Source organism: Streptacidiphilus anmyonensis (assembly GCF_000787855.1).
Lineage (GTDB): Bacteria > Actinomycetota > Actinomycetes > Streptomycetales > Streptomycetaceae > Streptacidiphilus > Streptacidiphilus anmyonensis.
The window spans coordinates 489994-515727 of the sequence record NZ_BBPQ01000001.1; the positions used below are offsets into that span (position 1 = coordinate 489994).

General features: G+C 72.2%; 19 protein-coding genes, 1 tRNA gene and 1 pseudogene. 7 read left to right on the forward strand and 14 right to left on the reverse strand.

What is annotated here, in order from left to right; all coding sequences use genetic code 11:
* Positions 1-239: 239 nt before the first annotated feature.
* The 9 genes from TR50_RS02175 to TR50_RS02215 form a co-directional block, all read right to left on the reverse strand.
* Positions 240-5291: a DNA repair ATPase gene (locus TR50_RS02175; protein ID WP_052440580.1), complete on the reverse strand. Its 5052-nt coding sequence runs from the start codon at positions 5289-5291 to the stop codon at positions 240-242.
* Positions 5292-5362: 71 nt separating this feature from the next.
* Positions 5363-7435, reverse strand: a complete 2073-nt coding sequence (locus tag TR50_RS02180; RefSeq protein WP_042412983.1) for an SPFH domain-containing protein — start codon at positions 7433-7435, stop codon at positions 5363-5365.
* A gap of 70 nt (positions 7436-7505) precedes the next feature.
* A complete protein-coding gene (locus TR50_RS45205) occupies positions 7506-8177 on the reverse strand; it encodes a hypothetical protein (RefSeq protein ID WP_042413315.1) in 672 nt (223 codons plus the stop codon).
* A 206-nt stretch (positions 8178-8383) separates the two neighbouring features.
* A complete protein-coding gene (locus TR50_RS02190) occupies positions 8384-8794 on the reverse strand; it encodes a hypothetical protein (RefSeq protein WP_052440582.1) in 411 nt (136 codons plus the stop codon).
* Positions 8794-9444, reverse strand: coding sequence for a vWA domain-containing protein (locus TR50_RS02195; RefSeq protein WP_042412986.1), 651 nt, complete (start codon positions 9442-9444; stop codon positions 8794-8796). The genes TR50_RS02190 and TR50_RS02195 overlap by 1 nt, the downstream gene beginning before the upstream one ends.
* A 14-nt stretch (positions 9445-9458) precedes the next feature.
* The gene (locus TR50_RS02200) at positions 9459-10787 is read right to left on the reverse strand and encodes a hypothetical protein (protein ID WP_042412988.1); all 1329 of its coding nucleotides are present in this window, start codon (positions 10785-10787) and stop codon (positions 9459-9461) included.
* A complete protein-coding gene (locus TR50_RS02205) occupies positions 10784-12052 on the reverse strand; it encodes a protein phosphatase 2C domain-containing protein (RefSeq protein ID WP_042412990.1) in 1269 nt (422 codons plus the stop codon). The genes TR50_RS02200 and TR50_RS02205 overlap by 4 nt, the downstream gene beginning before the upstream one ends.
* Positions 12049-12510, reverse strand: a complete 462-nt coding sequence (locus tag TR50_RS02210; protein WP_042412992.1) for a hypothetical protein — start codon at positions 12508-12510, stop codon at positions 12049-12051. Before TR50_RS02210 ends, TR50_RS02205 begins: the two co-directional genes overlap by 4 nt.
* A 9-nt stretch (positions 12511-12519) precedes the next feature.
* Positions 12520-13287 (reverse strand): hypothetical protein, encoded by a 768-nt coding sequence (locus tag TR50_RS02215; protein WP_042412994.1) that lies wholly within the window; start codon positions 13285-13287, stop codon positions 12520-12522.
* Between the two features lie 172 nt (positions 13288-13459).
* Between TR50_RS02215 and TR50_RS02220 the strand changes: the two genes are divergently transcribed.
* The 3 genes from TR50_RS02220 to TR50_RS02230 all read left to right on the forward strand — a co-directional run bounded on the left by TR50_RS02220 (position 13460) and on the right by TR50_RS02230 (position 17181).
* On the forward strand, positions 13460-14266 hold the full coding sequence (locus tag TR50_RS02220; protein ID WP_236654194.1) for a Crp/Fnr family transcriptional regulator: 807 nt from the start codon (positions 13460-13462) through the stop codon (positions 14264-14266).
* An 81-nt stretch (positions 14267-14347) separates the two neighbouring features.
* Positions 14348-16852: a hypothetical protein gene (locus TR50_RS49630; RefSeq protein ID WP_042412996.1), complete on the forward strand. Its 2505-nt coding sequence runs from the start codon at positions 14348-14350 to the stop codon at positions 16850-16852.
* 56 nt (positions 16853-16908) lie between these two features.
* Entirely contained in the window at positions 16909-17181 is a 273-nt protein-coding gene (locus TR50_RS02230; RefSeq protein WP_042412999.1) for a hypothetical protein, read from the forward strand.
* A gap of 55 nt (positions 17182-17236) precedes the next feature.
* Here TR50_RS02230 and TR50_RS02235 read toward each other — a convergent pair whose 3' ends face one another.
* Positions 17237-18031: an FHA domain-containing protein gene (locus tag TR50_RS02235; RefSeq protein WP_042413001.1), complete on the reverse strand. Its 795-nt coding sequence runs from the start codon at positions 18029-18031 to the stop codon at positions 17237-17239.
* Between the two features lie 204 nt (positions 18032-18235).
* Between TR50_RS02235 and TR50_RS02240 the strand changes: the two genes are divergently transcribed.
* Both TR50_RS02240 and TR50_RS02245 read left to right on the forward strand, forming a co-directional pair.
* Positions 18236-19939, forward strand: a complete 1704-nt coding sequence (locus TR50_RS02240) for a serine/threonine-protein kinase (protein ID WP_042413003.1) — start codon at positions 18236-18238, stop codon at positions 19937-19939.
* Positions 19940-20201: 262 nt separating this feature from the next.
* Positions 20202-21629 (forward strand): FtsW/RodA/SpoVE family cell cycle protein, encoded by a 1428-nt coding sequence (locus TR50_RS02245; protein WP_369405688.1) that lies wholly within the window; start codon positions 20202-20204, stop codon positions 21627-21629.
* Between the two features lie 251 nt (positions 21630-21880).
* On the opposite strand, the gene TR50_RS02250 is transcribed toward TR50_RS02245, so the two are convergent.
* From TR50_RS02250 to TR50_RS02260, 3 genes are all read right to left on the reverse strand, one after another.
* Positions 21881-22429 carry an SMI1/KNR4 family protein gene (locus tag TR50_RS02250; RefSeq protein WP_084699643.1) on the reverse strand — a complete coding sequence of 183 codons (549 nt, stop codon included), beginning with the start codon at positions 22427-22429 and terminating at the stop codon, positions 21881-21883.
* A 161-nt stretch (positions 22430-22590) separates the two neighbouring features.
* Positions 22591-22803, reverse strand: a complete 213-nt coding sequence (locus TR50_RS02255) for a hypothetical protein (RefSeq protein ID WP_042413324.1) — start codon at positions 22801-22803, stop codon at positions 22591-22593.
* Between the two features lie 124 nt (positions 22804-22927).
* Entirely contained in the window at positions 22928-23305 is a 378-nt protein-coding gene (locus TR50_RS02260; RefSeq protein ID WP_042413007.1) for a hypothetical protein, read from the reverse strand.
* Between the two features lie 141 nt (positions 23306-23446).
* Here TR50_RS02260 and TR50_RS02265 point away from each other — a divergent pair, with 141 nt between their 5' ends.
* On the forward strand, positions 23447-24052 hold the full coding sequence (locus TR50_RS02265) for a hypothetical protein (protein ID WP_052440584.1): 606 nt from the start codon (positions 23447-23449) through the stop codon (positions 24050-24052).
* Between the two features lie 287 nt (positions 24053-24339).
* Positions 24340-25487: pseudogene (locus tag TR50_RS02275) on the forward strand (tyrosine-type recombinase/integrase).
* Between the two features lie 90 nt (positions 25488-25577).
* On the opposite strand, the gene TR50_RS02280 reads toward TR50_RS02275, so the two are convergent.
* Positions 25578-25651, reverse strand: a tRNA-Thr gene (locus TR50_RS02280).
* Positions 25652-25734: the final 83 nt, after the last annotated feature.

Below are 25734 nucleotides of genomic sequence, written 5' to 3' on the forward strand. Positions count from 1 at the left end.
GGCTGATCGTCGTGTGCCCTGGTCGCTCGACGCTCGCGGGTCGCCGAGGCCTCGGCCCTTGGGGAGCTGCCCGTCGTCCGGAACGGCCCGTTCGTGCCGGCCCCCGGGAGCCTGGCTGCACGGCAGCCGGGCGTCCGGTGTTCGACTCCCCGCGAGGCGCCCCCGCCCAGGCAGGCCCGCTGCGCCGCGCCCAGCCGGCTCGTGCCCCACTGCCGTGTGCCCGGCTGCCGCGTGGCGGTTCAGCGTAGGGGTTCCGCTTGCGGGACGGCGGAGTCGTAGGCCGCGCACAGGGCTTGCCAGCGGGCGGTCTGTGCCGGGGTCGCCCGGCCGCGCAGGCGGGCGAGGGCCAGCAGGTTGGCCTCGGCGGCGTTGCCGAGAGTGCGGGCCTCGGCGAGGTAGTGGTCGTCGAGGAGCGCCTCGACCTCGGCGTCGCTCTGGACCGGATCGATCCGGGCGGCGAGCTGCGCCATGGTGCGGTAGGAGCCCTGGAGCAGGAACGGCGGCTCGGTCCGCGAGCTCTCCTCCTGGGCGGCGGAGGCGATGTACGCGCTGTTCACGGCGAGGACGGTGCGCTGCACCCGCCGCAGCCGGGTGAGCGTCGCGACGGCCCGGTCCAGGTCCGGCACGGCTCGGCCGAGCTGGTCCGCCTGAGCCGCCGGGTCGCCGTCGGCGAGGGCGACCAGCAGGCGCAGATCGGCCGGGTCCGCGCCGACCAGCGGGGTCAGCACCGGGTTCGCGCCGAGGGCGTTCTCCAGGAAGGACAACGCGAACAGGTTCTGGTGTCCCGTCAGCACCTCGCCGAGGTTCCACACGTCGGCGCGGTTGGCGAGCATGTCGGGGATCTCGAAGCGCTGCCCGCTCGCGGTGTAGGGGTTCCCCGCGAGGCAGACCGCGAACCTGCGACCGCGCAGGTCGAAGCTGCGGGCGACGCCGTCGCTGACGGCCTCCACGCGGCGCTGGGTGTCGCAGAGCGGGATGAACTTCTGCAGCAGCTCGGCGGAGACGTGCTGGATGTCGTCGACGTGCAGCAGCACGTTGCTGCCCGCCTCCAGGGCGAACACGATCTTCTCGACCTCGCGGCGCGCCGCGGCGTCGGGCGCGCGCTCGGGGTCGAGCGAGGTCGTACCGGAGCCGAGCGCGGGCCCGTCGACGCGGACCATGAGCAGGCCGAGTCGGTCCGCGACGTACTCCAGCAGCGTGGTCTTGCCGTATCCGGGCGGGGAGAGGAGCAGCAGCAGGCCGCTGCGGTCGGTGGTGCCGGTGGTGCCGGTGGCGTCGAGCGTGCCGAGCTGCTTGGCGAGGTTGTCGCCGACCAGCGGCAGGTAGACCTGGTCGATGAGCTGGTTGCGGACGAAACCCGCCAGCGGGCGCGGCCGGTAGTCGTCCAGGCGCAACCGGGCCCGCTCGGCGGAGAGGACCTCCGCGCGCTGTCGCTGGAAGGCGCGGAAGGCCGGTGCCCGCTCCTCGCGGAACACCCGGGCCCGGTACGGCAGTTCGTCGATGCGGACGGTCAACCGGCCGTCCTTGATCCGGGGGTGGGCGCCGAGCAGCCCGGTGACGGTCTCGCTGACGGCCGCGCCGATCTCGTAGCGCGGCAGTTCGGGCGCACACAGGTGGGCGACGGCCTCCGCCAGCCCCGCGCGGTCCCCGCCGTCCGCGGCGTCCGAATCACTCGCGTCGTCCGTGGCTCCTTCGCGCCCGCCGGCGCCTGCGGTCGTTCCTGCCGCCTCGCCCGCACGGGCAGCCGCGTACGCGCCGAGCCAGGCGGCGGCGAGCTGGTGGCGGGCGGCCAGGTCCCGGTCGAGGGCTTTGAGGTCCGCGTCGAGAGCGGGTGCGGCGTCGGTGTGCCGGAAGCCGTCGAGGAGCGTGCGGGCGGCGAGACCGGTGGCGAAGCCGTCACGCGGGTCGGCGAGTTCGGCGACCAGGTATTCGCCCGCCCGCCGCGACGACGACGGCAGGCCGAGCGAGCCCGTGAAACCTGCGGCCGCTTCGGAGAGTTCGGCCGCGAGGTCGGACAGCGCGGTCGCGGTGCCCGCCGCGCCGAAGTGGGTCCGGGCGAGCACGAGGGAGCGGGCGCGGCGCTGCCATGCGGCGCGCTGCGCGTCGTTCGCGCCGTACGCCCAGAACAGCTGCGCGGCCGCGCGGACTTCGGCGGGATGCTCCAGCAGTCCGGCCCCGGCGCGCAGCCGCAGCAGCGCGTCGAGGATGAGCGAGGCGTCGTGGTCGTGGACGCCGCGCTCGTAGCCCTCGTCGTAGGCGCGCTCGGCGGCCCGGCGGACCCGGGCGAGCAGGCCCTCCCGACCGCCGGCGTCGAAGGCCGCCACGGGACCGACTCCCCCACCGATCGCCGGCCTGACCCCCGCACCGGTCGTCGAACCGGTCACCGAACCGATCGACAGGCCGACGTCCGGGCCGATGTCCGCACCGCCCGTCGAACCGGTCCCCGTCACGGCGGCGGCCCCCGGACCGAACCCGGCGCCCGCGCCCGCGTCCACCTCCGCGCCCGGCAGCAGCGCGGCGGCGAGGTACTCGGCCCGGTACAGCACCGGCGACTCGCTGACCAGCGGCTGGGTCCAGAACTCGCGGCCCTCCAGCAGCTGCGGCACCCGGGCGGGGCGCCGATAGCCGGTGCCGGTGACGAGGAAGGCGAGGCCCTCGCCGTCGGGCTGAAGGGTCAGCTCGACCGGCTCACGGCGGACCGCGAAGCGGTGGCGGCCCAGGCGGACGCTCGCGCCGCCGTCCCCGGAGAGGTCGGCGCGGTCGCGCAGCTCGCGCAGGGCGGTGCGGACGGCGCCGCTCAGGCCGTCCTCCAACTCCTGGGAGCGCACCTGGTCGTCGAGTGCCCGCAGTTCCAGAGCGGCCGCGCGCACGCGCACCGCCATCGGGTCGGCGGCCTGCGCGCCGTGGATGTCGGCCGCTGAGCCCAGCCCGGCGAGGCGGCGGCGCAGCGCCTCCAGGGCGCGCTGCGCGGAGGCGGCGACCCGGTCGGCGCGCGCGGCGGCCTCGTCGAGCAGCGTCTGCCGCCGCGCGGCGAAGGCCTGCCGGATCTCCTCGCGGCGCAGGGCGAGGTCCGCGGCGAGGTCCTCGGCCTCCGCGAACCGGGCCTCCAACCCGTCCACCCGCAGCAGCAGCCGGGCCAGTTGGTCGTCGCAGGCGGCCGGGGTGTCGGCGGCGGCGAGCGCGGCGGTGGTCGCCTGGGCCAGCAGCGCGGACTCGGCCGCGTGGGCGGCGCGGTGTTCGGCGTCGAGCAGGGCGCGGCGCCGGTTCGACAGCACTGCGCGGGCCCGGTTGACGGCCGCGAGCACCTCGCCGATGGCCAGCAGGACGGCGGTCCCGGCCGCCGGGTCGGCGGCGACCGCACCGGTCACCAGGTCGGTGACGGTCACCAGGGCGTCGGCCTGCTCCGTCAGGCGGTCGGCGAGCTGCGCGGCCTCGGCCGCGGTGGTCACCGACTCGGCCTCCTCGGCGGCGTGCCGGGCGGCGGCGAGGACGGCGTCGAACGCGTCCGGGCCGGCGAAGAAGGCGAAGGCGCGCTCGGTCGCGCCCGTCAACTCGGCCGCCAGATCCGCCTCGACGCGGTCGAGCGCGGCCAGGTCGAGCTGCGGCAGCTCCCGCAGCAGCCGGGTGCGCCCATGAGCCTGACGCAGCTCGGCGAGCAGACGGGTCCAGGCGTCGGCGTCGGTCGGGGGCTCGCCGTGCGAGCGGCGGATCAGCGAGGCGGCCTCCTCCCCGGCCTCCTCCAGCGCCTTCGCGGCGCGCGCGGCGAGCCCCCTGACGCGCGCCTGTTCGGCCGCCAACTGCTCGGCAGCGTCGCGCAGTTCGCTGAGCGGTTCGAGCAGGCCGGTGTCGGCGAGCCAGTAGTGGCGGTCCGCCGCCTTGGCGCAGACGTCCAGGATCAGCTCCGCGGAGACCGCGGGGACCGCGGATGCTGCGGCCTGGTTGCCCTCCTGGGCGGCGACCGTCGCCGTCCGGACCACGTCGAGGCAGTCGGCGATGCCGCGCACCAGGTCGGCGTTGCCGATCCGGGCGAGTGGGCCGTCGCCGACCTCCTGGGCGGCGGCGTGGTCGGCGGACTGGAACGGGGTCTGCCACAGCTGGAGTTCGTGCGTGCGCACCGGCTCGCGGTCCGGCTTGAGCAGCACCAGGGTGCCGTCCGGCAGCAGGGCGTGCGCCGCGCCGTGCAGCGCCGCGCCGGCCTCACGGCGGACGGTGTTCCACGGCAGCAGCAGCACCTGGGCCCGGCCCGGCCGGCGCAGCACGTAGAGCAGGTCCTCGCCGTTGGGTGCGGGGAGCACGGCGTCGAAACGCAGCCCGTCCGCGCCGTCCGCACCGGCGGGGCCGCCCTCCCCGCCGTCGATGCCGTCGATCCGGAAGGCGCGGTGGGTTCCGTCGGCCAGCTCGTAGCCGCCCGGGAAGAGCAGGCCCTGCTCGGCCGGGAGCAGCCGGGCGCCGAGGCCGAGCGAGTCCTGCCGGCGCACCGACCCGGTGCGGATGTTGACGACGAGGTAGCGGTCGGCGGGCTCGTTGTAGGGGCGGATCCGCAGGAGCAGCAGCGGTCCCGTCTCCGCGTAGGCGACGGCGGCGTCCGCCAGGCTCTGCAACGGCTCGTCGACGGGCTCCTCGAAGAGGGTCCGGTCACCGGGCACCGTCCGCACGGTGAGGCTGCCGGCGGTGGTGGCGACGGAGACCGCGCCACCACCGCCGTCGATCCGGATCCGGCCGCGGTCGTGGTGCTCCCGGCCGGTCGTCGTCCAGGGCAGTTCGTAGACGGGCGGCTGCGGCAGGTCCCGCTCGCCGTGGTTGCCCAGGTACTCGACCCGGTCCTCGCCCAGCTGCCAGCAAAGGACGCGCTGGTCGCCGTCGTACCCGCCGGTGCGGAAGACGGCCAGCAGCCGCCCCGACGCCGTCCGCAGCAGGTCGGCGAGGCGGGCGTCGCGGTAGTAGCGCAGCAGCTCGGCCAGGTCGCGGTGGAACCGCTCGTCGTCCAGCAGGCCGGGGACGGCGCCCGGGTCCAACGCCGTCCCGTCCAGGGCGTGCAGGGAGAGCAGCCCGGCGTCGAGGGTCGGCGCCGTCGTGCCCAGCAGCAGGACGTCGGGCCGGACGGCGACGACGCCGCATGCCGTGCCGTCACCGGCGGTGCGCGGCCGCGCGGAGGCCGCGAGCTCCAGAGCGCGGGAGCCGAACGCCTCCTGCCGCCGGGAGTTCAGCTCGGCCGCCCGCCGCCCCAACTCCTCCGCGCGCTCGGCGAGCCGTGCCCGCAGGATCTGGTAGGTGCCGTCCTCGACGCCCATGACTGCTTCCCGTGTCCCTTTGCCCTGTTCCGTACCCGACGATTCCGCACGCCGCTCGGCGCGTGCTGGAGTCACTTACCCGTGCCGCCCGTGGTGGCCGCGCCGTTGACGCCGCTCGTCGCGCCCACCGCGCTGACGAGCCGCGCCGGATCCACGGGGATCGAGCCGTCGGCCGCGCCGCCGCTCAGCAGATTCATCAGCAGGGCCAGGTTCCACGGACCGCCGGCCGCGAGCGAGCGCAGCACCTCGGTCGCGTCGTCGCCGAAGCTCCGCTCGCCGTTCAGCCAGTCGGCGCCGAGGGCCTTGACGACCTCGGAGCCCTGCACCGCGCCGTCGATGGACTTGCCGAAGGACACCGCGCCCACCAGCCGCTCCAGGAAGACGCTGTCCCCGCCGACGATGTCGATGTCCGCGCTCTCCAGGCCGGCGGCCAGCACCGACGCCTGCGCCTCGGCGACCTTGGCCTGGACCTCCAGCGCGGCGAGCCGCACGTCCTTGTCGGCGGCCAGACGCAGCCGGAACTCCTCGTGCGCCCGGGACACCTCGTCCAGCGCGGCCATCGCCGCGGCCTTCTTCTCCAGGCCTGCCGCCTCGCCGAGCAGCTTCTCCCGGATGGCGGCGGCCTCGGCTTCGGCCTTGCGCTCCGCGACGGCGGCCTCGGCCAGGCCGACCTTCTCGATCGCCGCGGCCTTCTCCTTCATACCGGCCGCCTCGCCCTCCAGCCGGGCGCGGACACCGGCCGCCTCGGCCAGGGCCTGACGCTCCGCCACCTCGGCCTCGGCCAGACCGGCGGCTCCGGCGAGCGCCCGCTCGCCCTCGGCCCGGCGCACGTTGGCGGCGGCCTCCAGCTCGGCGCTCTTCTGCCCGGCCTCGGCGAGCACCAACTGCTCCTTGGCCTTCAGGTGCGCGGCCTGCTCGGCGGCCTCGGCCGCCTTGATGTCCTTGACCAGCTGCTCCTGCGCCTCCGCCTCGGCGGCGATGATCACGCTCTGCCGGGTGCGCTCGGCCTCCTGCACCACGCGGACGCGCTTGATCTCCTCCTCCTGCTCGGCGACCGTGCGCTCCACCGCGATCCGCTCGCGCACCACCTCGGCCACACCGCGCCGCTCCGCCTCGACCTCCTTGTCCATCTCGGCCTTGGCGAGCTGCACCTCCTTGTCGCGGTTGACGACCTCCAGCAGCCGGTCCTTCTCGATCCGCTCGGACTCCACCGCGAGGACGCGCTCACGGTTCTTCTCCGCGACGGCGATCTCCCGCTGCTGGTTCTCCCGCTGGACGCCGAGCAGCTCCTCGGTGCGCAGCAGCGCGCTGTGCGCCTTGAGCCGCTCCTCCTCCTGGACCATCGCCGTGGCGGCCTCCTCCTGCGCCTTCAGGGTCTCGATGCCCTTGCGCTGCCGGATCTCCGCCTCGGCCCGACGCCGCTCCAGCTCCAGCACGGCCTCGCGGGCGTCCACGTCCTGCCGGGTGATCTCCATCTGCTCGTTGCGCTGGAAGTCGTTGGTGCGGATGTGCTCCAGCGCGGTCAGCTCGGTGATCTTCCGGATGCCCTGCGCGTCCAGGATGTTGGTCGGGTCGAGCTGCGCCATCGGCGTCTGCTCGAGGTGGTCGATCGCCGCGTCCTCGAGGTGGTAACCGTTCAGGTCGGTGCCGATGGCCGCGATGATCCGGTCCCGGAACTCCTCGCGGTGGGTGTAGAGGTCAGCGAAGTCGAGCTGCTTGCCGACGGTGCGCAGCGCCTCGGCGAACTTGGCGCTGAACAGGTTCTGCAGCGTCTCCTGGTGGCTCGCCCGGTCGGTGCCGATGGCCTGGGCCACCTTGACCACGTCCTCGACCGTCTTGTTGACCCGGACGAAGAACGTGATCTGGATGTCGGCGCGGATGTTGTCCTTGCAGATCATCCCCTCGCGGCCCTTGCGGGCGATCTCGATGGTCTTCACCGAGATGTCCATGACCTCCGCGCGGTGCACCATGGGCAGCACCAGCGCGCCGGTGAAGGTGACCCCGACGCCCTTGGGCCGGGAGATGATCAGGGCCTCGCCCTGCACGACCTTGCGGAACAGCCGGCCGAAGAGCAGCAGCGTGCCCAGACCGATGAGCAGAAGGACGGCGACGAGCACGCCGATACCGATGGTGACAACAGACATGGCTGTTCCCTTGGACTGACCTTGCCGCGAATGAAAGAAAGAGAGTTGGGAGACCCGACGTGACGCCGCGTCAGCCGGTGGGCGACGGCGCGGGCATGACCCAGAAGAACTCGCCGTCGGCGTCGTAGTCGTAGATGAGCGCGGACGCCCCCGCCCGCAGCGTCTCCCCCGGCCCGGCCGCGTCGTCGAGGCTCTGCCGGACCTGCACCACGGCGGAGGAGCCGTCCGCCGACCGGACCTCGGCCTGCCCGAAGTCGGGCCCCACCCGGCCGGTCCGGATCACACAGCCGAGCCCCACGAAGTCCCGCCGCGAGGGCGGCGGAGGCGGCTGCGGCATCATCCGCCGCACCGGCGCCACCAGCAGGCGGGCCCCGGCCCACCCGCCGAGCAGCGCCAACGGCAGCAGAAACCACCGGCCGCCGCCTCCACCGACCCACTCCCGGCCCACCAACGCGGAGAACCAGGCGAACGCGACCACCAGCGACACCGCCACCGTGATCGGTACCCCGCCCAGCCCCAACACCCGCGTCAGGCCGGCATGCCCGTGGCGTCCCCCACCGTGACCATGGCCGTGTCCCCCGTCATGCCCGCCATGTCCACCGTGGCCCCCGTGCCCGCCACGGGCCCCGTGCAGATGCGCTCCCCCGACGAGCACCAGCAGCCAGTAGCCCACCACCACGACCAGCGCGAACGTGAAGACCACGGTCGGATACCCCGTGACCGCCCCCAGAAAGCCCCGCACTGCGCTCGCCCGCCTCTGCACATCCCCCGGCGGCCACACTCCGTGAACCGCCCGAGCGTCAGAGTGGCAGCGCCACCACCCCGCGCACACTGCACGATCCCGGCAGTCTTAGCGCCCTCTTAGCGTCCTGGATCAGCTCACAACGAAGGGCCGGTTCGAGAGGCACACACCTCCCGAACCGGCCCTTCGCGGGGCGAATCCGCCCGTCACCACCGCGCGGGCCAACCACCGTCCGCGCCGGACGGGACGGTTGGCGTGAGCGTGGGCGCGGGCGCGGGCGTGGGCGCGAGCGTGGGGGTCGGCTGGGGCGTGAACGTCGGCGTGGGCGGACGGACGGGTGAGGTCGGCAGCGCACAACACGGCGACGGAGCCCCGAGGCCGTGCGGTCGGCCGTGGACCGGCCGGTCGGTCCACGGCGCGCTCGGCAGGCCGGTCCGTGGCGGCGCGGTCGGCGCCGGGGCCGAGCCGCTTCCGCCGGCGGGAGCCGAGGAGCCGAGGAGGTTGCCCGTCGCCTCGGCCGTGGCGCCGCAGCCGAGCAGCGCGACCGCCAGCACGGTCAGCCCCACGGAGGCGCGCAGGGTCCGGGAAGCCGCGAACCGCGGGTCGACGTCCGCCATCAGTCCACGTACTCCTGGGCCACCTGCACGTACTCGAAGCCCTTGACGTCGGTGGCAATCTGCATCTGTCCGGTCTTCGACGAGGCGATCAAAGTGTTGAGCAGGCCGGAGATCGCCGCGCTCAGCGCCGACTCGGTGTCCGACCCGTCGGCGATGAACAGCGCCTTGGTCGCCACCTTCTCCAGCACGTCGCGCTGCGCGCCACCGAACCCGTAGGCGATGACGTGCGGGTGACGCGGCCAACTCCGGTCCACCAGCGCGCGGAAGGATTTCTGCCAGTGCGCGTCGGTCGGACCGCCGTCGGTGAGGAAGAAGACCGTCGGGCGCAGCACGCTGAAGTTCTGCGCCCGCAGGTTGTCGACGTCCTGCTCGATGCACTGCCGGACCTGATCGAAGGTCTTGCCGTACTCCGTGCGCCCGCCGCAGATCACCTCGGGCATGGTCGGCACCTGTTCCATGTCGGACATCGGGATCACCACGTGCACGTCGGTGGAGAAGGCGACCACGCAGACCCGGGCGAACTCCGAGACGCGCGGGTTCGTCGCCAGGTTGTAGTGCAGGCGGGCGAGGGTCGCGTTGAGAACCGCCTCGTGCGGCTTCATCGACGAGGACGCGTCGATCACCACGTAGGTGGGCAGGCAGAGTGACACGGTGCACCTCTGAGCTAGTGGTTGGCGGCGATGAGGACGAGCAGGAGCGCGGCGACGACGAGCACGAGGATCCATCCGCCGTTCGGGGTGATCGCCGGCTTCTGCCTCGTCACGGTGGGCTTTGCGGACTCCCGGAGGGCCCTGGCGAACGCCGACTCGGGTTCCTCCTTGCCCGCGGGGGTGACGCCCTGAGGCTGCGGGAGCGGGCGCGGCGACGGAGGCAGCGCGGGCAGTGCACTGCGCGTGGGACGTGGCACGGCCCGGAGGTACGGCCCGCCGTTCAGCGCCTGGACCAACTGGGCGGCCGACGGCCGCCGCTCGCGGTCCGTGGCGAGCAGCATGTCCAGCAGCACGTCGCAGACCGCGGGCTGGTTCTGCCACGGGGACGCGGCGACGGTGTGGAAGGCGTGCGCGTCCCGCTGCCCCGTCAGGCACTTGGCGACGAGCAGTCCGATCCGGTAGCGGTCGGTGTACTCGTCGGCGTCGGTGCCCGGCGGCGTGAGCGGGTCGGCCCAGTTCGGCTGGTGGATGTCGGGCATCTTGTCGGGCTGGCAGCCGTCCACGTCGATGAGGTAGACGGAACGCCGGTCCGGGCTCCAGAACGCGTTGGAGAACGACCAGTCCGAATAGACCAGCCCCAGGCGCTCCAGGATGGCGGCGAGCTCGCCCAGTCGGCGGCAGGCGGCCAGTCGGCCGGCGAATCCGGGGCGCGGCAGGCCGACGCCGTGGATCGACTCGTCGGATTTCGCCAGCCAGTCGATCTCCACGAAGCGGCGCTCGCTGAACGTGCCGCGCCGCAGCTCGGACCGGTACTGGTCGGGCGCGACCGGGATCACGCAGCCGACGGCCGGGTTGCCGGGCCCGGTGATCCGGGCCGCGGGCCAGCACGTCCCGGCGTACAGGGCCGTACGGTCCGCCTCCGGCAGGGTGTCCGGCGCCGAGATCAGGAGGTCGAGACGGCGGGCGTCCTCCCGAGGCAGATCGGGCCGGTAGAGCTTGGCCAGCCAGCCCGGATGGTTCGTCAGCGGCCGCACGGCGACGGCCTGGCCGTTGTGTTCCGAGATCGGCTCGGCGAACGGTCCGAGATCGCCGAGGCTCACCGTGCGCGGCAGCGTCCAGCCTCTCGGATCGACCGCCGGGCGGCCGCCTCCGGTGCCGGGGCGGCTGCCTGCGTCGGCGTCCGCGTCCGCGTCCGCGGTGACCGTGCCCGTGCGCGTGCCCGTGCTCGCGCCTGCGCCTGCGCCTGCGTCCGGACCCGTGCCCTTGTCCGGACCTGCGCCTGCGTCCTTGTCTGCTGTGTCCGCCTCTGAGTCCGCGGTGTCGATGGCAGGGCGCTCCGTCATGCCCGGCCGCCGTTCCACACCACGACGGCGGTGCGGTCGTCGAGGCACTGCGGCGCGTCGAAGCCGACGTCGGCGGTGAACCGGGTGGCCGGGACCGGTGAGCGCCAGGCGTTCGCGAAGTACACATTGACCTGGCCCGCCGAGTCCGCCCACGCGTCGCCGATCCCGTCCGTGACCAGGGCGAGGGCAGCGCCGGGGGCCAGCGTGACGTAGTGGTCCCGGGCCAGCTGCGGCGTGTCCGGCAGCCGCCCGGCGACCTCGTTCGACACCACGGCGGCCGCACGGTCCTTGGCGTCGCCGGCGGACAGCATCCACAACGGGCTGCGCGGGTCGAGCCTCCAGGCCGAACTGTCGCCGAGCCACGCGACCCAGGCCTCCGCCACTCCGTCGGCGTCCGGTTCCGCCAGTACCGCGGTGATCAGCACGGTGGCCACGTGCGAGGTGCTGACGCCGCGTCCGGCCGCGTGTGCGGCGACCGACTCGGCGATCCGCCCGTACAGCTCCTTGACGTCCAGCCCGCCGAAGCCCACGGACTCGATCTGCTCCCGCAGCAGGGTGACGGCCTGGCTCGAGGCCGTGGTGGCTCCGGCGTCGGACCAGGCCGCGCTGGACAGGCCGTCGGCCACCGCCACGATCGCGTACCGGCTGTCGCGGCTTCGCCCGATCCGGTAGGAGTCCTGCCGCGGCTCGGCAGGCTGGCCGCAACGGTGACCGGGCCCGATGACCGAGGCAGCGCGGATGGTGAAGGCGCCGACCGCGGCCTCGTCCGCGGCGATGCCGTTCTGCACCGTGCGTTCCGGCAGCAGCCACGGGTAGCCCTGAGCCCGGGCGCCGTCGCCGAAGCGGGGCACGCTCAGGTCGGTCGGCCGCTCGCGCAGGAACGGCTGGGGCCTCGCGGCCTGGGCCTGGGCCTGCACTTGGGCCTGGGACAGGGCCTGGGCCCGGGACAGGGACGCCGAGGCGGCGGAGGCGGTCGTCGGAACCGCGGCGGTGACGTAGCGGCAGATCGGAGCCGTACCGTCGGGGCGCGGCTCCTGTGCGAGTCGCTCCCGCTGCCGGGCGAGCGTCCCGGCGGCCTCGGACCCCAGTACGGCGGCCGCGCCGGCGACGCCCACGGCCGCGAGCGCGAACACGTCCACCAGCAGGCCGTAGCGCCGATGTTCCGTACCCACCTCGACGAGGGCCCCGACGACGACGGCCGCCAGCAGCACCGCTCGCACCCACCCCTCCATGAGGCCGCCTCCCCGGCCCTCGTCCCGGCTCACGGCCGCTCCTCCGCATCGCGGGAGTCACGGCCGCGGGAGTCGCGGTCGTGGGAGTCGCGGTCGCGGGATTTCGGCCCGGAAGCGAAGTGCTGACTGCCGTGCAGCACAGCGAACACTTCTCCTGAATGCGTGGCGGAGTTGACCTGGATCGCCACACCCGGCTGTTCCGTGGCGCGCAGGGACGCCAGCGCCATGACGTCCTGGGCGAGAGCCGGATTCCGTTCGAGCAGCTGGGCCAGGGCCTCGGTCCAGTAGTGCAGGACCGAGGCGTCGACCGCTCCCCTCGTGGCGGTCGACGAACGGTCCAGCGCGACGGACAGCTCCTTGCGTCGGCTGCCGCGAGCCTGCGCGATCACGCCGCTCATCAGCCTCCTGGCCTCCTGCCAGAGATCGGTGCCCATCGCGGAGACCAGCGCGGTGGCGCCGCTGGCGGCCAGCTCGGCGAGTTCCTCGTTCATCGGCGCGTATCAACCCCGGTCGTTGTGGCGGATGTACTGGTCGCCCCGGTGGACGGCGAAGACCGTGCCGTTGCCCGTGGCCTGGACGAACTGCTCCGCACTCCGCGGCCCGGGTTCCGCACCCGTCCCGCCGGAGCCGGAGCCACTCCCGGACTCCCGCCCGGACCCCCGGACGGGGTCGACGCGCGGTCCGACGGGGCTGCCCGGGTACCAGAGCCAAGCCCGCGCCGCATACTCCTTGACCCGGACATCGGCCTCGGTGAAGGCGTCGGCCTCGAGCCCGTCGTAGCCGTGCCCGACCGTCTCCTCGTAGAGGTGCTGCGAAAGGATCGCGGCCACCGGGGTGCCGTTCGGCCCGGCCATCGCCGCCTGCCGCAGCGGTGCCGAGTCGAGCAGCCGGGCCAGCGCCTCGAAGGGCGCGCCGGAGACGGCTCCCCCGGGGTCGAGCCTGATCTCCCCCGCGTGCACCGCGACCCGCACCCGGAGCCGGGTGTCCGGGCCAGCGTGCCGGTTGTGCTCGCGGATCCGCGAACTCAGCTCCGGCAGCAGCGGGACCAGCAGTCCGGCCTTGGGCAACGACGCCGGCGCGACGAGCTGGCAGCCGTCGCCGGTGTCGACGTACGCGAAGTCCCGTGCGTCCAGACGCGCGGTGTCCAGGGCACCCGTCAGCGCGGCCCGCAGAACCCTGCGGATCTCCTGGAGTCGCTGCTCGCCGCGGCCCGCGGAACCCGCGATGTCGCACGCCAGCAGGGCTCGGTATTCGTACCTCGGATTCACAATCCCTCCTGCGATCACGACGGGGACCGGCTGTTCGAAGATCCGTGCCGCCTGCCCTGACATCCGTTGCCGTCACGATGATTGACGGGATCGTAGGGGAGGGGTCCTCGGGTAGAACGGCTACTAATACGGCTTGTGCGGCTTCGGCCGAACGGGAAGAGAGGTGTGGCCGATGAGCAGGACACGGGTGCGCGGGGCCTCGGCCTACTGGCCGCCGGCCGGACTGCTCGGGCGGGTCGACGAGGCCGACCGCGCGATCCTGCTGGGGCTCGGCCACGGCGTGGTCTACCCGGCCGGTCAGATCACCATCCGCGAGGCCGACACCTCGGACTTCGCGCTGCTCCTGGTCGGCGGCACGGTCAAGGTGACCGCGCACGCGCAGGACGGCCGCGAGGCGCTGCTGGCCGTGCGGATGGCCGGCGACCTGGTCGGGGAGCTCGCCGGGATCGACGGCCAGCCGCGCATCGGCACCGTGACCGCCTGCGGCCGGGTGCTGGCCCGGTACATCCTCCGGTCCGAACTGCTGGAGTGCACCAAGCAGCACCCGGCGATAGGGCTCGCGCTCAACGCCAGCGTGGTGGCCAAGCTGCGCACGGCCACCGGCCGGATCGTCGACTTCACCGGCTGCGACGTACTCGGGCGGCTGGCCAGGATCCTGCACCACCTGGCCGTCACCTACGGGCGGCCCGGCCGCAACGAGGCCCAACTGCCGCTGTCACAGCCTGAGATGGCGACCCTGGTCGGCGCGGCGGAGTCCTCGGTCCACAAGGCGCTCCGGGCGCTGCGCGCGTCGGGCGCGGTCGTGACCGGCTACCGCAGGATCACGATCCTCGACCTGGACCACCTCGCCCGGATCGCGGCCGCGGCCGGGCCGGCGGAGGGCACGGCGTCCGAGCCGCCGGTGCACGCGGTGGCCCGGCCGCACGCTGGCATCGGGGCCGGGCCCGCCCGATCACCGGCGATCTCGCCGAACACGTAAAAGAGCCGGGTTCGCACGACGGGTCGGCGTCAGCATGACCGAGTGCAGGGACCCGAGCGCTGGAGAGAACGGGGGAAGCACATGCCTGAGGAGAACGGCGCACCGGACGCTTCCGGGCGGATCCGGGTCGGCAACGTCTCCGGGACGATGGTCGTCGGCAGCCACAACACCGTGAACAACCTGAGGATCACCGCCGAGTACGGTTCGACCGTCACCGTGCACGGCGGGCCGTTACCGGATCCGGTCAGGCGTCAGCCGATCTCGCAGCTGCCGCGGCCCAGCGCCGACCGCCTGATCGGCCGGGAGCAGGACGTCCGGGTCGTGCGGGAGGCCATCGGGGCACGCCAGTTGGTGCAGGTCTGGGGCGCGTCCGGGGTCGGCAAGAGCGCCCTGCTGCGGCACCTCGCGTGCAGCCTGCCACGCGGGCCCGAGGGTGCGGCCTATGTCGAGGCCGGCGGGCGTACGGCCGACGACATCGCCCAGGCGATCTTCGACATCAGCTTCGACGCGCCGAACTACAAGCCGTCACTGGAGGTGCTGAGAGAGCACCTGAAGACCCTGCGTCTGCGGATCTACCTGGACGACGCGGGACTCGACGAGAAGGACCTGCGCCGACTCTTCGACATGGCCGGGCAGTCCACGTTCGTCTTCACCTCGCAGCAGCGGTCCGCGGTCGACGGCGTGCACGCGATCCGACTCGAAGGCCTGACGGCCCCGGCGGGAACACAGCTGGTGGAAGCCGTGCTGGCCCGCGCGCTGCGGCCCGACGAGGCGCGGACCGTGCGGGCGCTGTGCCACGCGGTGGACGGCAATCCGCTGAGGTTGCGCCGCATCGCCCTGTCGGCCGCGAACGGCAAGGGCCTGCCGGGTGTCGCCGATCTCCCCGAGCTGCTGCCCGCGCTGCTGAGGACGCTCCAGCCGCAGGAGCGCGACCTGCTGCACCTGCTCGGCTCGCTGTCCGGCGCCGAGTTGGCCGCCCGGCATCTGAACGATCTGCTCGGCCGACCGGACACCGACGTGCTCGCCGACGGCCTGGTACGACACGGCCTGCTGCTCGCCTCGGAGACCGGCTACAGCTGTCCGCCCGACGTCACCGCGTGCGTGCTGACGAGCCGGGCGACGGAGTTCCCCGCCGATCAGCTCTGCCGGACGCTCACCGCATGGGTCGAGGAGAAGAACACCACCCCCGACGACGTCGCCGCGCACTTCCAGGCCCTGGACCTCGCGGTGCTCCGAGCGGAGCGCAGCGGACAACCGCAGCTCGGCGTCACGCTGGCCCGTGCCGCCTCGCCGAAGCTGGCACTCTCCCGTCAGTTCGACGCGTGGGGCAGCCTGCTCGGGGCCGGTTGGGCGGTGGCGAAGAGCGCGGGGGACAAGCAGGGTGAGGAGTTCTTCCTGCGTGAGGCGCGCACCCGCAGGAAGGCGATCGGCCGGGCGGCGCAGACGACGGCCCTGGTCCTCGAGGCGGAGGTGCTGTGGCGGGAGCTCAACGCCCTTCGGCCGCACCCGGCGACCCAGCCGGTCGCCAACGCGGGGCCGGCCGGCACGCCCCCCGGCCAGACGCTCCCCCCGGGCCATGGCACGGTCCATCCGCCGACCGTCCCCCACACTCCCGTGGCCCACCCGCCCGTCACACAGCCGCCCGTCGTGCACCCGGCCGTCGTGCACCCGCCCATCACACAACCGCCCGCCGCACTGTCGCCCACGCATCCGCCCGTGCCCACGCACTCCCCCCTGCCCGTGCACGTGGCGAGGCCGGTGGTCGACTTGTCGCAGCACGCCCGACCGTCCGTGCAGCCCGCCACCCACCTGGCCGGCGCACACTCCACCGCGCCGCTCCCGCGGCCGCGGGTCGACCTGTCAGGGACGCACACCTCCACCGCCCAGTCGGCACACGCCCTGCACGCGCCCACCACCACGGGTGCGGCGAGCACCGGCCACACCGCGGTCACCGCCGTCGGCGCGGCGGGCGCGAAGGGTGGAATCTCGGCACTGGCCGTCGCCTGCACCCTCGGCTTCGTCGCCGTGGTCGGCGTCGGCGCCACTGTCTACGCGAACGAGCAGGCAAGCCCTGCACCGGTCGTCGCGTCAGCAGCTGTCGCCACGACGGACCCGGGCAACGACACGCCCTCCCCCGACCCGACGCCGACCCCGACGCCGACGCCGACGCCGACTGTCGATCCCGTGTGCGCGAGCGTGCTCCCGGAACTGTCGTCGGAGACCCAGCAGTTCAACACCGACCAGTCCACCCTGAACAGCGCGCTCGACGCGTACAACAACGCCATGGATGCCTACAACTCCGGTGCGACGTCCACCGCTCCCGACGACAGCATCTGGCACTCCGACGTCGACACCGTCCTCGGCGACCTGGACGCCGTCGAGTCCACCTTGCAGGGGGCCAGCTCACAGGCCCAGGACAGTTCCGTGGAAACCGACCTCACCGGCATGCTGACCGCCGCTCAGCAGGTGGGGGGCCTCTACCGGTCTTTCGAGGACGGTCCGGGCGGTTCCGAGGTGGACACGTCGAGTCAGGTCTCGGCCATGAACTCGGCCGGGAACAGCCTCCAGAGCGACTGCGGCGGTTGACCCTCCCTGTGAACGACGGAACGACGGAACGACCGAACGACCGAGAAAGGTCCGCCATGCCCACCGAACCCACATCCGGGGACATCCACGCCGGGGACGTCTCCGGCACCCTCGTCGTCGGCGACAACAACCACGTGACGAACACGACGCACGGTCCTGAACGGGGGCAGCCGCTGCCGGGTCAACGGAACACCGCGCAGGACCAGGCAGCCGTCTTCGCCGTCGAGCACGGCACCATGCACGTCACCTACAACGCCGCCGGACCCGAGCCCGAGCCCGCGCCCGAGCCCGCGCCCGAGCCCCAGCCCCAGCCCCGGCCGGACCGCTGAGAAACGCCGCGTGCCCCGGCCGACGATCGACCGGGGCACGCGCTCTGCCGGACGCTCAGTCCTTCTCCGAGAGCAGTTCCAGGTCCTGGGCGCTCAGCGTCGCCGTCTTCAGCAGTTCCCGGATCAGATTGACGCTGAGCGTCGATCCGACCGGCTCACCGACCTCGTCCCGCAGCAGCCCGCGCACGCCGCGCCGGTGCAGCCGTTCACGCACGTCCTCGACCGTGTTGGCCACCGACTTGTAGGTCCAGGACTTGGTCGCGTACGGCGAGGTGTTGACCAGTCGAGCCGTGTCCTCCCAGGGCAGCGGGAGCGGGAAGGCGTCGTGGCCCTCCAGGTAGCGCCGGGCGAGTGCGGTGAGCACCAGCCGCTCCTGCGGGGAGAGCTCGTAGATCGTCTCAGGGTCCACGGTCTCCGCACTGCTGGTGGAGCGGGGATGCCGGTCGTCCTCGTCCACGACGCGGACCTCCACCAGGTGGGAACGCTGCTTGGACGAGTTGATCACCAACGGGGTGTACCCGGACTCGATGATCCGCTTGTGGCCCGTCAGCATCAGCACCCCGTCCGGCAGTTCGATTGGCAGGTTGCCGGTGTTGACCAGCCACCAGTCGCCGTCCGTGCCGGTGCAGGTGAACACGCCGTGCCGGCGGCTGACAGTCGGGTCGTCGACGCCGACGGGTACGTGCACGTCCTCCCGGTCACGCCCGAACAGCAGCGTGTAGCGGCGCGGCGGGACCGCGTACCCGCCTTCGGGGCCCAATACGAAGATCGTCCCCGGCGGCGCCGGGGGCACCCGGCCGGACGGACTGCCCGGCGGCAGCACCTGGGGTGGGAAGTTTCCGTACGCCATTTCGCTTACCTCCGGCTCGGCTCGCGCCAGTGTAGGAGCGCGGCCCGAGGACCGGTCCTCCCCGCGGCAGGCGGCGCGCCGACCGCCGCAGACGTGCGGGACGGACGCCCCGGCACGTGTCCGCCCACGGCCAACTCGTATTGATCAGGCTGGATTTGCTCGATAGCCTGCCCGCCGTGAGCGCGAGCAGGCGGGGAACTGCCGATGATCGATAGCACGATCGCCGAACCACTCGGCCCGGACGATCCGCAGGAGATCGGCAGCTTCACCGTCATCGGCCTGCTCGGCACCGGCGGTATGGGCGAGGTCTACCTGGGGGCGTCGGACAAGGGCTACGCCGCCGTCAAACGCGTCCGGCCCCGGCTGGTCTCCAGCGAGCGCTTCGAACGCGAGGTCGGCATCCTCTACCGGGTGCCGGTCGGGGTCGCGCCGCGGGTGCTCGCGAGCGACAGCACCACCGAACGCCCTTGGTTCGCCGCCGAGTACGTCCCCGGACTCACCGTGGACGAGGCGATCAGGTTGCGCGGCCCCCTGCCCGCCGAGGCCCTGTGGCTGCTCCTGGCCGAGACGGCCGGACAGCTGCGGGCCGTGCACGCGTCCGGGATCGTGCACCGCGACATCAAGCCCGGCAACGTCATGCTGGTGCGCGACGGCGTGAAGCTGATCGACTTCGGCATCGCGCGCGCCGCGGACCAGGCCAGGCTCACCCGGAGCGGCGGCAGCTACGGAACGCAGGGATTCTCCGCGCCGGAACAGCAGGCCGGGGCCGACGACGTGGCCGCGCCCGCGGACGTCTACGCGCTCGGGGCGCTTCTGCTCTACGCGGCCTCGGGCCGCACGCCGGGCGTCGTCCCCGATGTCGAGCCGCTGCGCGCCGTGGACGCCGACCTCGCCACGGTCGTCGCGTCCTGCCTCGCGACCGGCCCACGATCCCGCCCCGACGTCGGCGCGGTGGAGGAGACGGCCCGCGCCCACCTGCCCGTCCCGTCGCCGTCCGATCCGCCCCGCCCATCCGGTCCGCCCCGTCCAGTCGACCTGTCCTGGCCGCCCGAGGTGATGTCACGCATCACCTCCCGACGCGCCTTCGCCGCGACGCCTGTCGGCAAGCTGGAGACCGTCCCTCCGCCGAGCCTCGATGCTGACCCGAAGCCCGCTGCCGCGTCGACGCCCGCGTCTCCCGCGTCTCCCCCGTCTCCCGCATCACCTCACCGCCCGCGCAGGCGCACCCTCCTGCTCGTGCTCCCGACGGCCACGGTGATCGCCCTCGGCGCCGTGGCGGCGTTCACCCTCATACCGCCCGCGTCCCCGCAGCACGGCACCGGGCAGTCGTCCGGCACCGCTTCGGTCACCGTCGCCCCGGTGGCCGGGACGACGCCGACCTCCTCCACGCGCCCGAGCTCTTCGGCCTCGTCCAGCGCCAAGTCCCCCACCGCGACGTCCGTACCAGGCCAGGGCCTCCCGGCCGGCACCCCGCCGCCCGGTGCGTCCCGCACAAGTCCGGCCGCTTCCACCACTGCCACCACGCCCTCGGCGCCCGCTCCCTCCGTCACCGCGTCCTCGATCGGCGGCATCAGCGGCAACAACGACTCGACGCAGGTCAAGGGCTCCGAGGCGGACACCAGTTGGCTCGGCAACGACGCCGCCTGCTCCGCCTGGCTGGACGACAACGGCTCCGGCCGGCTCGCGGGCGTCCTCAACACCTCCCTGAACCAGGTCTGCGACGCCGAGCTCTACCGCAGCGACGGCATCGCCTTCACCTTCCAGGCCTCCTGGGGTGCGGCGAAGACGAACTTCATCCCGGTCGCCGGCGACACCATGTGGATCTGCGTCTGGAACACGAGCAACCGTTCCGGCGAGCAGTGCTCCGCCCGCTTCACCATGAACGGCACCACCCCGGTCGAACGCTGACACCACGCGGGAGCGCCGGGCCCACCCGGCGTCCCCGCCGTCCACGGCTCCAGGAGCCGCCAGTTCTCGATCCTGCCGCGGACGCCGCCCTCGAGGTGGCCCGCGGACCTTCCGCTTCGCCCGCCGACCGATCAGCGCCGGGCAACTCCCGGCAACTGCCGGGCGGCCGCGCCACGTCAAGGACTAGGACGAGGACGAACGGGATACGGGGGAACGGGGAACGATGCGGACAGCGGACCGGCGCAGGCACACCGAGTTGCTCTTGCTTCTGGCAGCCGTGACGGTCTCGGCGGGGGCCTACGCCGCCGCCGAGCTCGCGTTGCACGGAGCTCTTCCGAGTTCTTTCGCGACGGTCTGCGGAGGGCTCGGCGGCCTGGCGCTGGGCGCCCACCTGGCGGTCCGCCGCTGGGCACGGCACGCCGACCCCCTGATCCTGCCCATCGTGGTGCTGCTGACCGGGCTCGGGCTGGCGATGATCCACCGACTGGACGTCACCTACGCGCTCGTCTCGGCCGACCCGGCCCAACGGGTCCCGGAGGCACCGCCACAAGTGCAGTGGACGGTCATGGCGGTGGTGCTCTTCGCCGTCGCGCTCGTGGTCGTGAAGCACCACCGCGTGCTCCAGCGCTACACCTACCTCACGATGGCCGGTTCGCTGGTGCTGCTCATGGCACCGGCCTTCTTCCCCGCCGTGAACGGCGCGAAGCGGTGGATCTCACTCGGGCCGGCCCACGTCGAGCCCGACGAATTCGCGAAGATCGGCATGATCGTGTTCTTCGCCGGCTACCTGATGGCCAACCGGGACGCCCTGGTGCTCGTCGGCCGCCGCGTGTGGGGCGTCAGCCTGCCCCGGATGCGCGACCTCGGACCGTTGCTGGCGGTGTGGGTGGTCTGCCTGCTGGTCCTCGTCGTCGAAGTCGACCTGGGCACCTCGCTCATCGTCTTCGGCATCTTCATCGTGATGCTCTACGTCGCCACCGAACGCGCGGGCTGGGTGATCGTCGGGCTCCTCCTCGCCGTCGTCGGCGGGGGCGCCGTCGGCGCGACCTCGTCGCACGTCGGCCAACGGGTCGCCGCCTGGCTGCACCCCATGGACGCCTTCCTGCCGAACCCGACCGTGACCGAGCAACCGGCTCAGGCGCTGTTCGCACTGGGCCACGGCGGCATCCTCGGCACCGGCCTCGGCCAGGGACAGCCCTGGCTGATCGGCTCGGCCGGACGCAGCGACTGGATCCTCGGGGCCTTCGCCGAGGAACTGGGCACGGCCGGCGTCATGGCCCTGCTCGCGCTGTACCTGCTCCTGGCCCACCGCGGCTGGCGCGCGGCGGTGGTGTTGACCGACCCGTTCGGCAAGCTGCTCGCTGCCGGGCTCGGGTGCGTCGTCATTCTGCAGGTCTTCGTCGTCGCGGGTGGCGTGGTCGGCCTCCTGCCGGAAACCGGCAAGGCCCTGCCGTACCTCTCCCAGGGCGGCTCCTCAGCCGTGGCCAACTGGCTTCTCGCCGCCCTGCTGATCAAACTCAGCGACGCCGCCGGCCGCACCGAGACCCAGCCCGCCCCGAACCCCGCGGAGACCCTGACGATCAGCGCCACCGAAATCCACGCCGCAGCCAGCCGCCCGCAACCCGCACGCCAAGCCTGGAAGGCGACTTCGGGGACGCCTGCCGCCAGCTCCACACGAACCGGCCCCTGAACCACCGCCAACCGGCCCGCCGAGAAGCGGTCGCTGTCACCCCTAGCGGTCAATGGCCCCGGACGCGGATGGCGGTTTCCGAGTGCCGCCACGGCTCTGAACTGCGCGTACGGTGACCGGAACAGGGGCCCGCCAGCGTCGCCGCTGAGGCCCGTGGCTCCCCGCTGGATACCGACCTGTCTGGCACGGCTGTGGCACGACCAACTCCAGGCCCACCCCGTTCGATCCGACGGGACTCCGATATCGGTTGCCTAGTGAATGGGAAAGTCGAGCGCCTTACCGGCGCGGTCGTAAGCCACTTCATCCGCTTGGCAGTCGAACAGGTCGGGCATGTCCCTGAAGCAACGAACGTCTGAGTGCTCCAGCCAGATGATCGGGCCCGGCGCGACGCGGCCTGTCGGGTTCGCCAAGAAGATCGCATTAGTCCCAGCCCCGCCAGCGATGGGGAACAGGTCTTCCGGCGCGTTGGCTATGGCCAGCTCGTCGAGCAGGTCCTCGTAGGCTTCCCGAACTCCGAGTGCTTCGCGGATCTTTGGGCCATCGGGCCAGTCCTGTGTGCTCAGGAGATGCATCGAGAAGTAAAAATCGTCGATGCCGTCGGACAGCAGCAGGAGTTCCCGGTAGTCGGCCGGCAGGGCGAACCCTGCGCGAGTCTCCAGGGCATCCACGTCTGCAACGGAAGCTCCCGGTCGGAGGCGAGGGACCCGAACACTGGAGCGCCTCGAGTGGTCAGTCTCCCGAGCGTTGATCAGCTTGGAGATCCAGTGGTCAAGCGGGGCATCGGGTCGACTGTCCACCATGGCGGACAGTATGCAGCCCCGGTCGCCTCTCGATACGAACTACCGGCAGTTCGGTCGCTGAGGTCTCCCGTCCAGGTCAACCACGTTACTGCGGTCGGGTCCGGTCGGCTGCGGTCGACACGGTTGCTGTACTTCCGTGCTGTACAGCAACCCAGACGTACTCATCGCTTCCGGAAGAGCTGCGGGTAGGGGCAGACCTCGATAGCCTCGGCCGGCCGGTCGGCCCACCGCCACCAGAAGTGATCCTCTGGGCACCTCCAGGCCTGGCGACACACCCGCCGGTTGTCGTCGTCGCGAAGTGAGAGGACAAGCCCGAGGTTCCTCAGCTCTCGCCCGCAGTCGGGGCAGCTCTGGGGCTCGGCGTCGTGGTCCATGACGGACAGGGTAGCGAGCGACTGATGCTCGACGGATTTACAGACCGCTTGACGATCGCTCTGCAGACAGGCGCTGAGCTGCACGTTCATCGGATGCCGGGGCGGGAACTGCCCGACTGGTCCGTCACTGGTCCGGATCTCCGGGCCATGCCACCCCGCTCAGGATTGCGTTGCCTGCCTCGCCCACCAGGAACATCGTGCTGGCCTCGTCAATCGACGCGGCAAGTTGCTCAAGCTCAGTCGCGAGAGCGGGGTTCAGCTCGCGCCGCGCTCGGCTGGCACCCTTGATGATCTCGGTGACGTAGCCAATCGCGTTAAGGGCATCCCGGTGCCGGCTGATCCCCTGCTGTCCGGACGGCCAGTCCGACTCCTGCCCCTGCTCCCGCTTGCGGTCCGCCCCGCCGGGCGGCGCGGGGCGGAGACAGGAGCGCGCCCGAGCGGGGGCGGACCGCGCCTCGCAAGCCGCGTGGTCCCTTGATTCAGTAGAGAAGGTCATCACCACACCCCACTCCACCCCCCAGTCCGGTCTCGGGTGATGCTTGACAGCTTGGCTTCAGCTGATGCTTGACGGTTGATTCCCTGACTCGGCTAGGGTCCCGTGCGCGGCATCGCTGCACCCGGGACAGGCGATCAGGAGAACGACGTGGACAACAAGCCGAAGAGCAAGTCATCCACGATTGAGATCGTCCGTGGGCTTCGGGCTCTGATCGCGCCGCCGACCAGTGGTGGCAACGTCATTGACTGGTCGCAGGTGGCCGTCGAGTACGACCACGGCTTCCCCGAGGACTACCGGGCCTTCATGGAGGTGTACGGCGAGGGGACATTCGACAACTTCCTGCATGTGGTCCCTCCGGTCTCCGAGGTCTATTCCAACCCGTCCGCCCTGGTGAGCGGTAGCACCGATACCGCACGCTTCACGGCCGAGATGGAGGACTTCGAGGAGCCCGATCTGCTAATCGCATGGGGCGGCTCGGCGGACGCCGACCTGCTGTGCTGGTACGCCTCGGATCCCGACCCCAACCAATGGACGACGGTCATCTGGCGCCGCCACTGGGCAGAACCGGAGTGCTGGATGCGCTTCGACTGCGGGATGGTCGAGCTGCTTCGCCGCTACCTGCAACACGAGATCCCGCAGTTTTGGATCAGTGACCTGAGGTACGAGGCTGCACGGTTCGTCCACGGGAGGGACGAACGCCGCTGGCGCCTCATGGGCCTCGACCCGTGGGGAGCGGAACCTCTCGGCGTGTAGTGGCACATCGCTGGCCACGTCCTCAATCGGCGTCGCTCTTCTGCTCAGCCCTCGTCATCGGCGGAACGAATCCAGGCCAACTGGGCCTCGCTCAGCGGCGGGTCGAAGCCCTCGGGGAACGTCATGAAGCGCTGCCCTAGCCACCTATTCAGGGGTCCGTGCCCTTCGCAGTGCCAGGCGAGGAGGTGCGGACCTTCCCCGCATTGCTCGTGCATGTAGCCACGTTCGTGGGCCTGACAGAAGTACCAATACGTCGAGCACTCGTGGTCGTCGACGTCAGGCGGCTAGTGCCAGACAGGAAGAAGAACCCAAACGGTACCGGCAGCATCTGGCGCCGCAAGGACGGACGCTACGAAGCCCGCGTCTACGTTCCCCAGCCCGACGGCACCCGCGCACGCAAGATCGTCTATGGCGCCACATGGGAGGAGTGCGACAGCAAGCGGATTGACCTGGTCACCCGCGACCGGCAGGCCAGCCACCCCGACTCGCTCGGCGAAGCTGTCGGAGTGGCTGCCCTACTGGCTGGAGCACCACGTGAAGCCGAAACCGGAAGCGCAGCACACACGACAAGTACGAGATGCGCGTCAGGCTGCACCTGGCGCCCATCCTCGGGACCAAGAGCTTGGAGAAGCTGGCCCCAGCGGATGTCCGCCGCCTCATCGCCGTGGTGACGAAGCAGGTGTCCGTCGCGACTGCGCGCGAATCGCATCTGGTGCTGCGGTCGGCGCTGTCCGCCGCGATGCGGGATGAACTGGTGGCCCGCAACGTCGCCAAACTGGTCCAGGCCCCGCGGGTCCAGTACCGCGAGACGAAGCCCTGGACGCTGGACGAGACGCTCATCTTCCTGGAAGGCGCGCGCCGCGATCCGCTGTATGCCGGGTTCGCGGTGGCGATTGCGCTCGGCCTGCGGCGCGGCGAGATCGCCGGACTGCACTGGGGCGACATCGACCTGGACAACCGCACGCTGACGGTTCGCCACCAGCTCCAGCGCCGCGATGGCGAGTTGTACGGGGACTCCCCCAAGTCTCGTCGGTTGCGAGTGATCCCGCTGCCCGCGATGTGTGTGCCGCCGCTGCGCTGGCAGCGGATGCGGCGGGCGGAGCAGCACCGCACGGCCGGCGACAAGTGGGAGGTGAGCGGCTACGTCTTTACCACCCGGACGGGTCGCCCGGTCGAGCCACGCAACCTGCTCCGTTCCTTCGAGCGGATCACGGCTGACGATTCGCTGCCGAAGATCCGGCTGCACGACACCCGGCACGGCTGCGCCACGCTGCTCTCTGCGGCTGGCGTCGCCCCGCGCGACCTGATGGCCATCCTCGGGCACAGCCAGATCGCCATGACGATGGAGATCTACGCGCACGTGGTGCAGGAGCACCAGCGGGAGGCCATGAACCACATGGACCGACTGTTGAAGCGGCGCCGCAAGACCGGCTGATGTCATCTGGTGATGTCAGAAGCGCCCCGGACCTGTCGGTCCGGGGCGCTTCTGCCGCTTGCCCATCCGTTGACGTGCAGCGGACCTGAGAGCCCCCTGTCGGGTTCGAACCGACGACCCCCGCTTTACAAGAGCGGTGCTCTGGCCAGCTGAGCTAAGGAGGCGCGGTTGGCAGTGTACCGGGCGGGCGGAGTGCGTCGCTGCTGGTTTCTGTGGGCGGGAGGGCTGACAAGCGCACCATCGGACA

What these genes read in the sequence shown, in the direction of transcription:
- TR50_RS02175 (WP_052440580.1), bottom strand. Translation starts at nt 5,291, where the DNA reads ATGGGCGTCGAGGACGGCACCTACCAGATCCTGCGGGCACGGCTCGCC.
- TR50_RS02180 (WP_042412983.1), bottom strand. Translation starts at nt 7,435, where the DNA reads ATGTCTGTTGTCACCATCGGTATCGGCGTGCTCGTCGCCGTCCTTCTG.
- TR50_RS02190 (WP_052440582.1), bottom strand. Translation starts at nt 8,794, where the DNA reads ATGGCGGACGTCGACCCGCGGTTCGCGGCTTCCCGGACCCTGCGCGCC.
- TR50_RS02200 (WP_042412988.1), bottom strand. Translation starts at nt 10,787, where the DNA reads ATGACGGAGCGCCCTGCCATCGACACCGCGGACTCAGAGGCGGACACA.
- TR50_RS02210 (WP_042412992.1), bottom strand. Translation starts at nt 12,510, where the DNA reads ATGAACGAGGAACTCGCCGAGCTGGCCGCCAGCGGCGCCACCGCGCTG.
- TR50_RS02220 (WP_236654194.1), top strand. Translation starts at nt 13,460, where the DNA reads ATGAGCAGGACACGGGTGCGCGGGGCCTCGGCCTACTGGCCGCCGGCC.
- TR50_RS49630 (WP_042412996.1), top strand. Translation starts at nt 14,348, where the DNA reads ATGCCTGAGGAGAACGGCGCACCGGACGCTTCCGGGCGGATCCGGGTC.
- TR50_RS02230 (WP_042412999.1), top strand. Translation starts at nt 16,909, where the DNA reads ATGCCCACCGAACCCACATCCGGGGACATCCACGCCGGGGACGTCTCC.
- TR50_RS02235 (WP_042413001.1), bottom strand. Translation starts at nt 18,031, where the DNA reads ATGGCGTACGGAAACTTCCCACCCCAGGTGCTGCCGCCGGGCAGTCCG.
- TR50_RS02240 (WP_042413003.1), top strand. Translation starts at nt 18,236, where the DNA reads ATGATCGATAGCACGATCGCCGAACCACTCGGCCCGGACGATCCGCAG.
- TR50_RS02250 (WP_084699643.1), bottom strand. Translation starts at nt 22,429, where the DNA reads ATGGTGGACAGTCGACCCGATGCCCCGCTTGACCACTGGATCTCCAAG.
- TR50_RS02255 (WP_042413324.1), bottom strand. Translation starts at nt 22,803, where the DNA reads ATGGACCACGACGCCGAGCCCCAGAGCTGCCCCGACTGCGGGCGAGAG.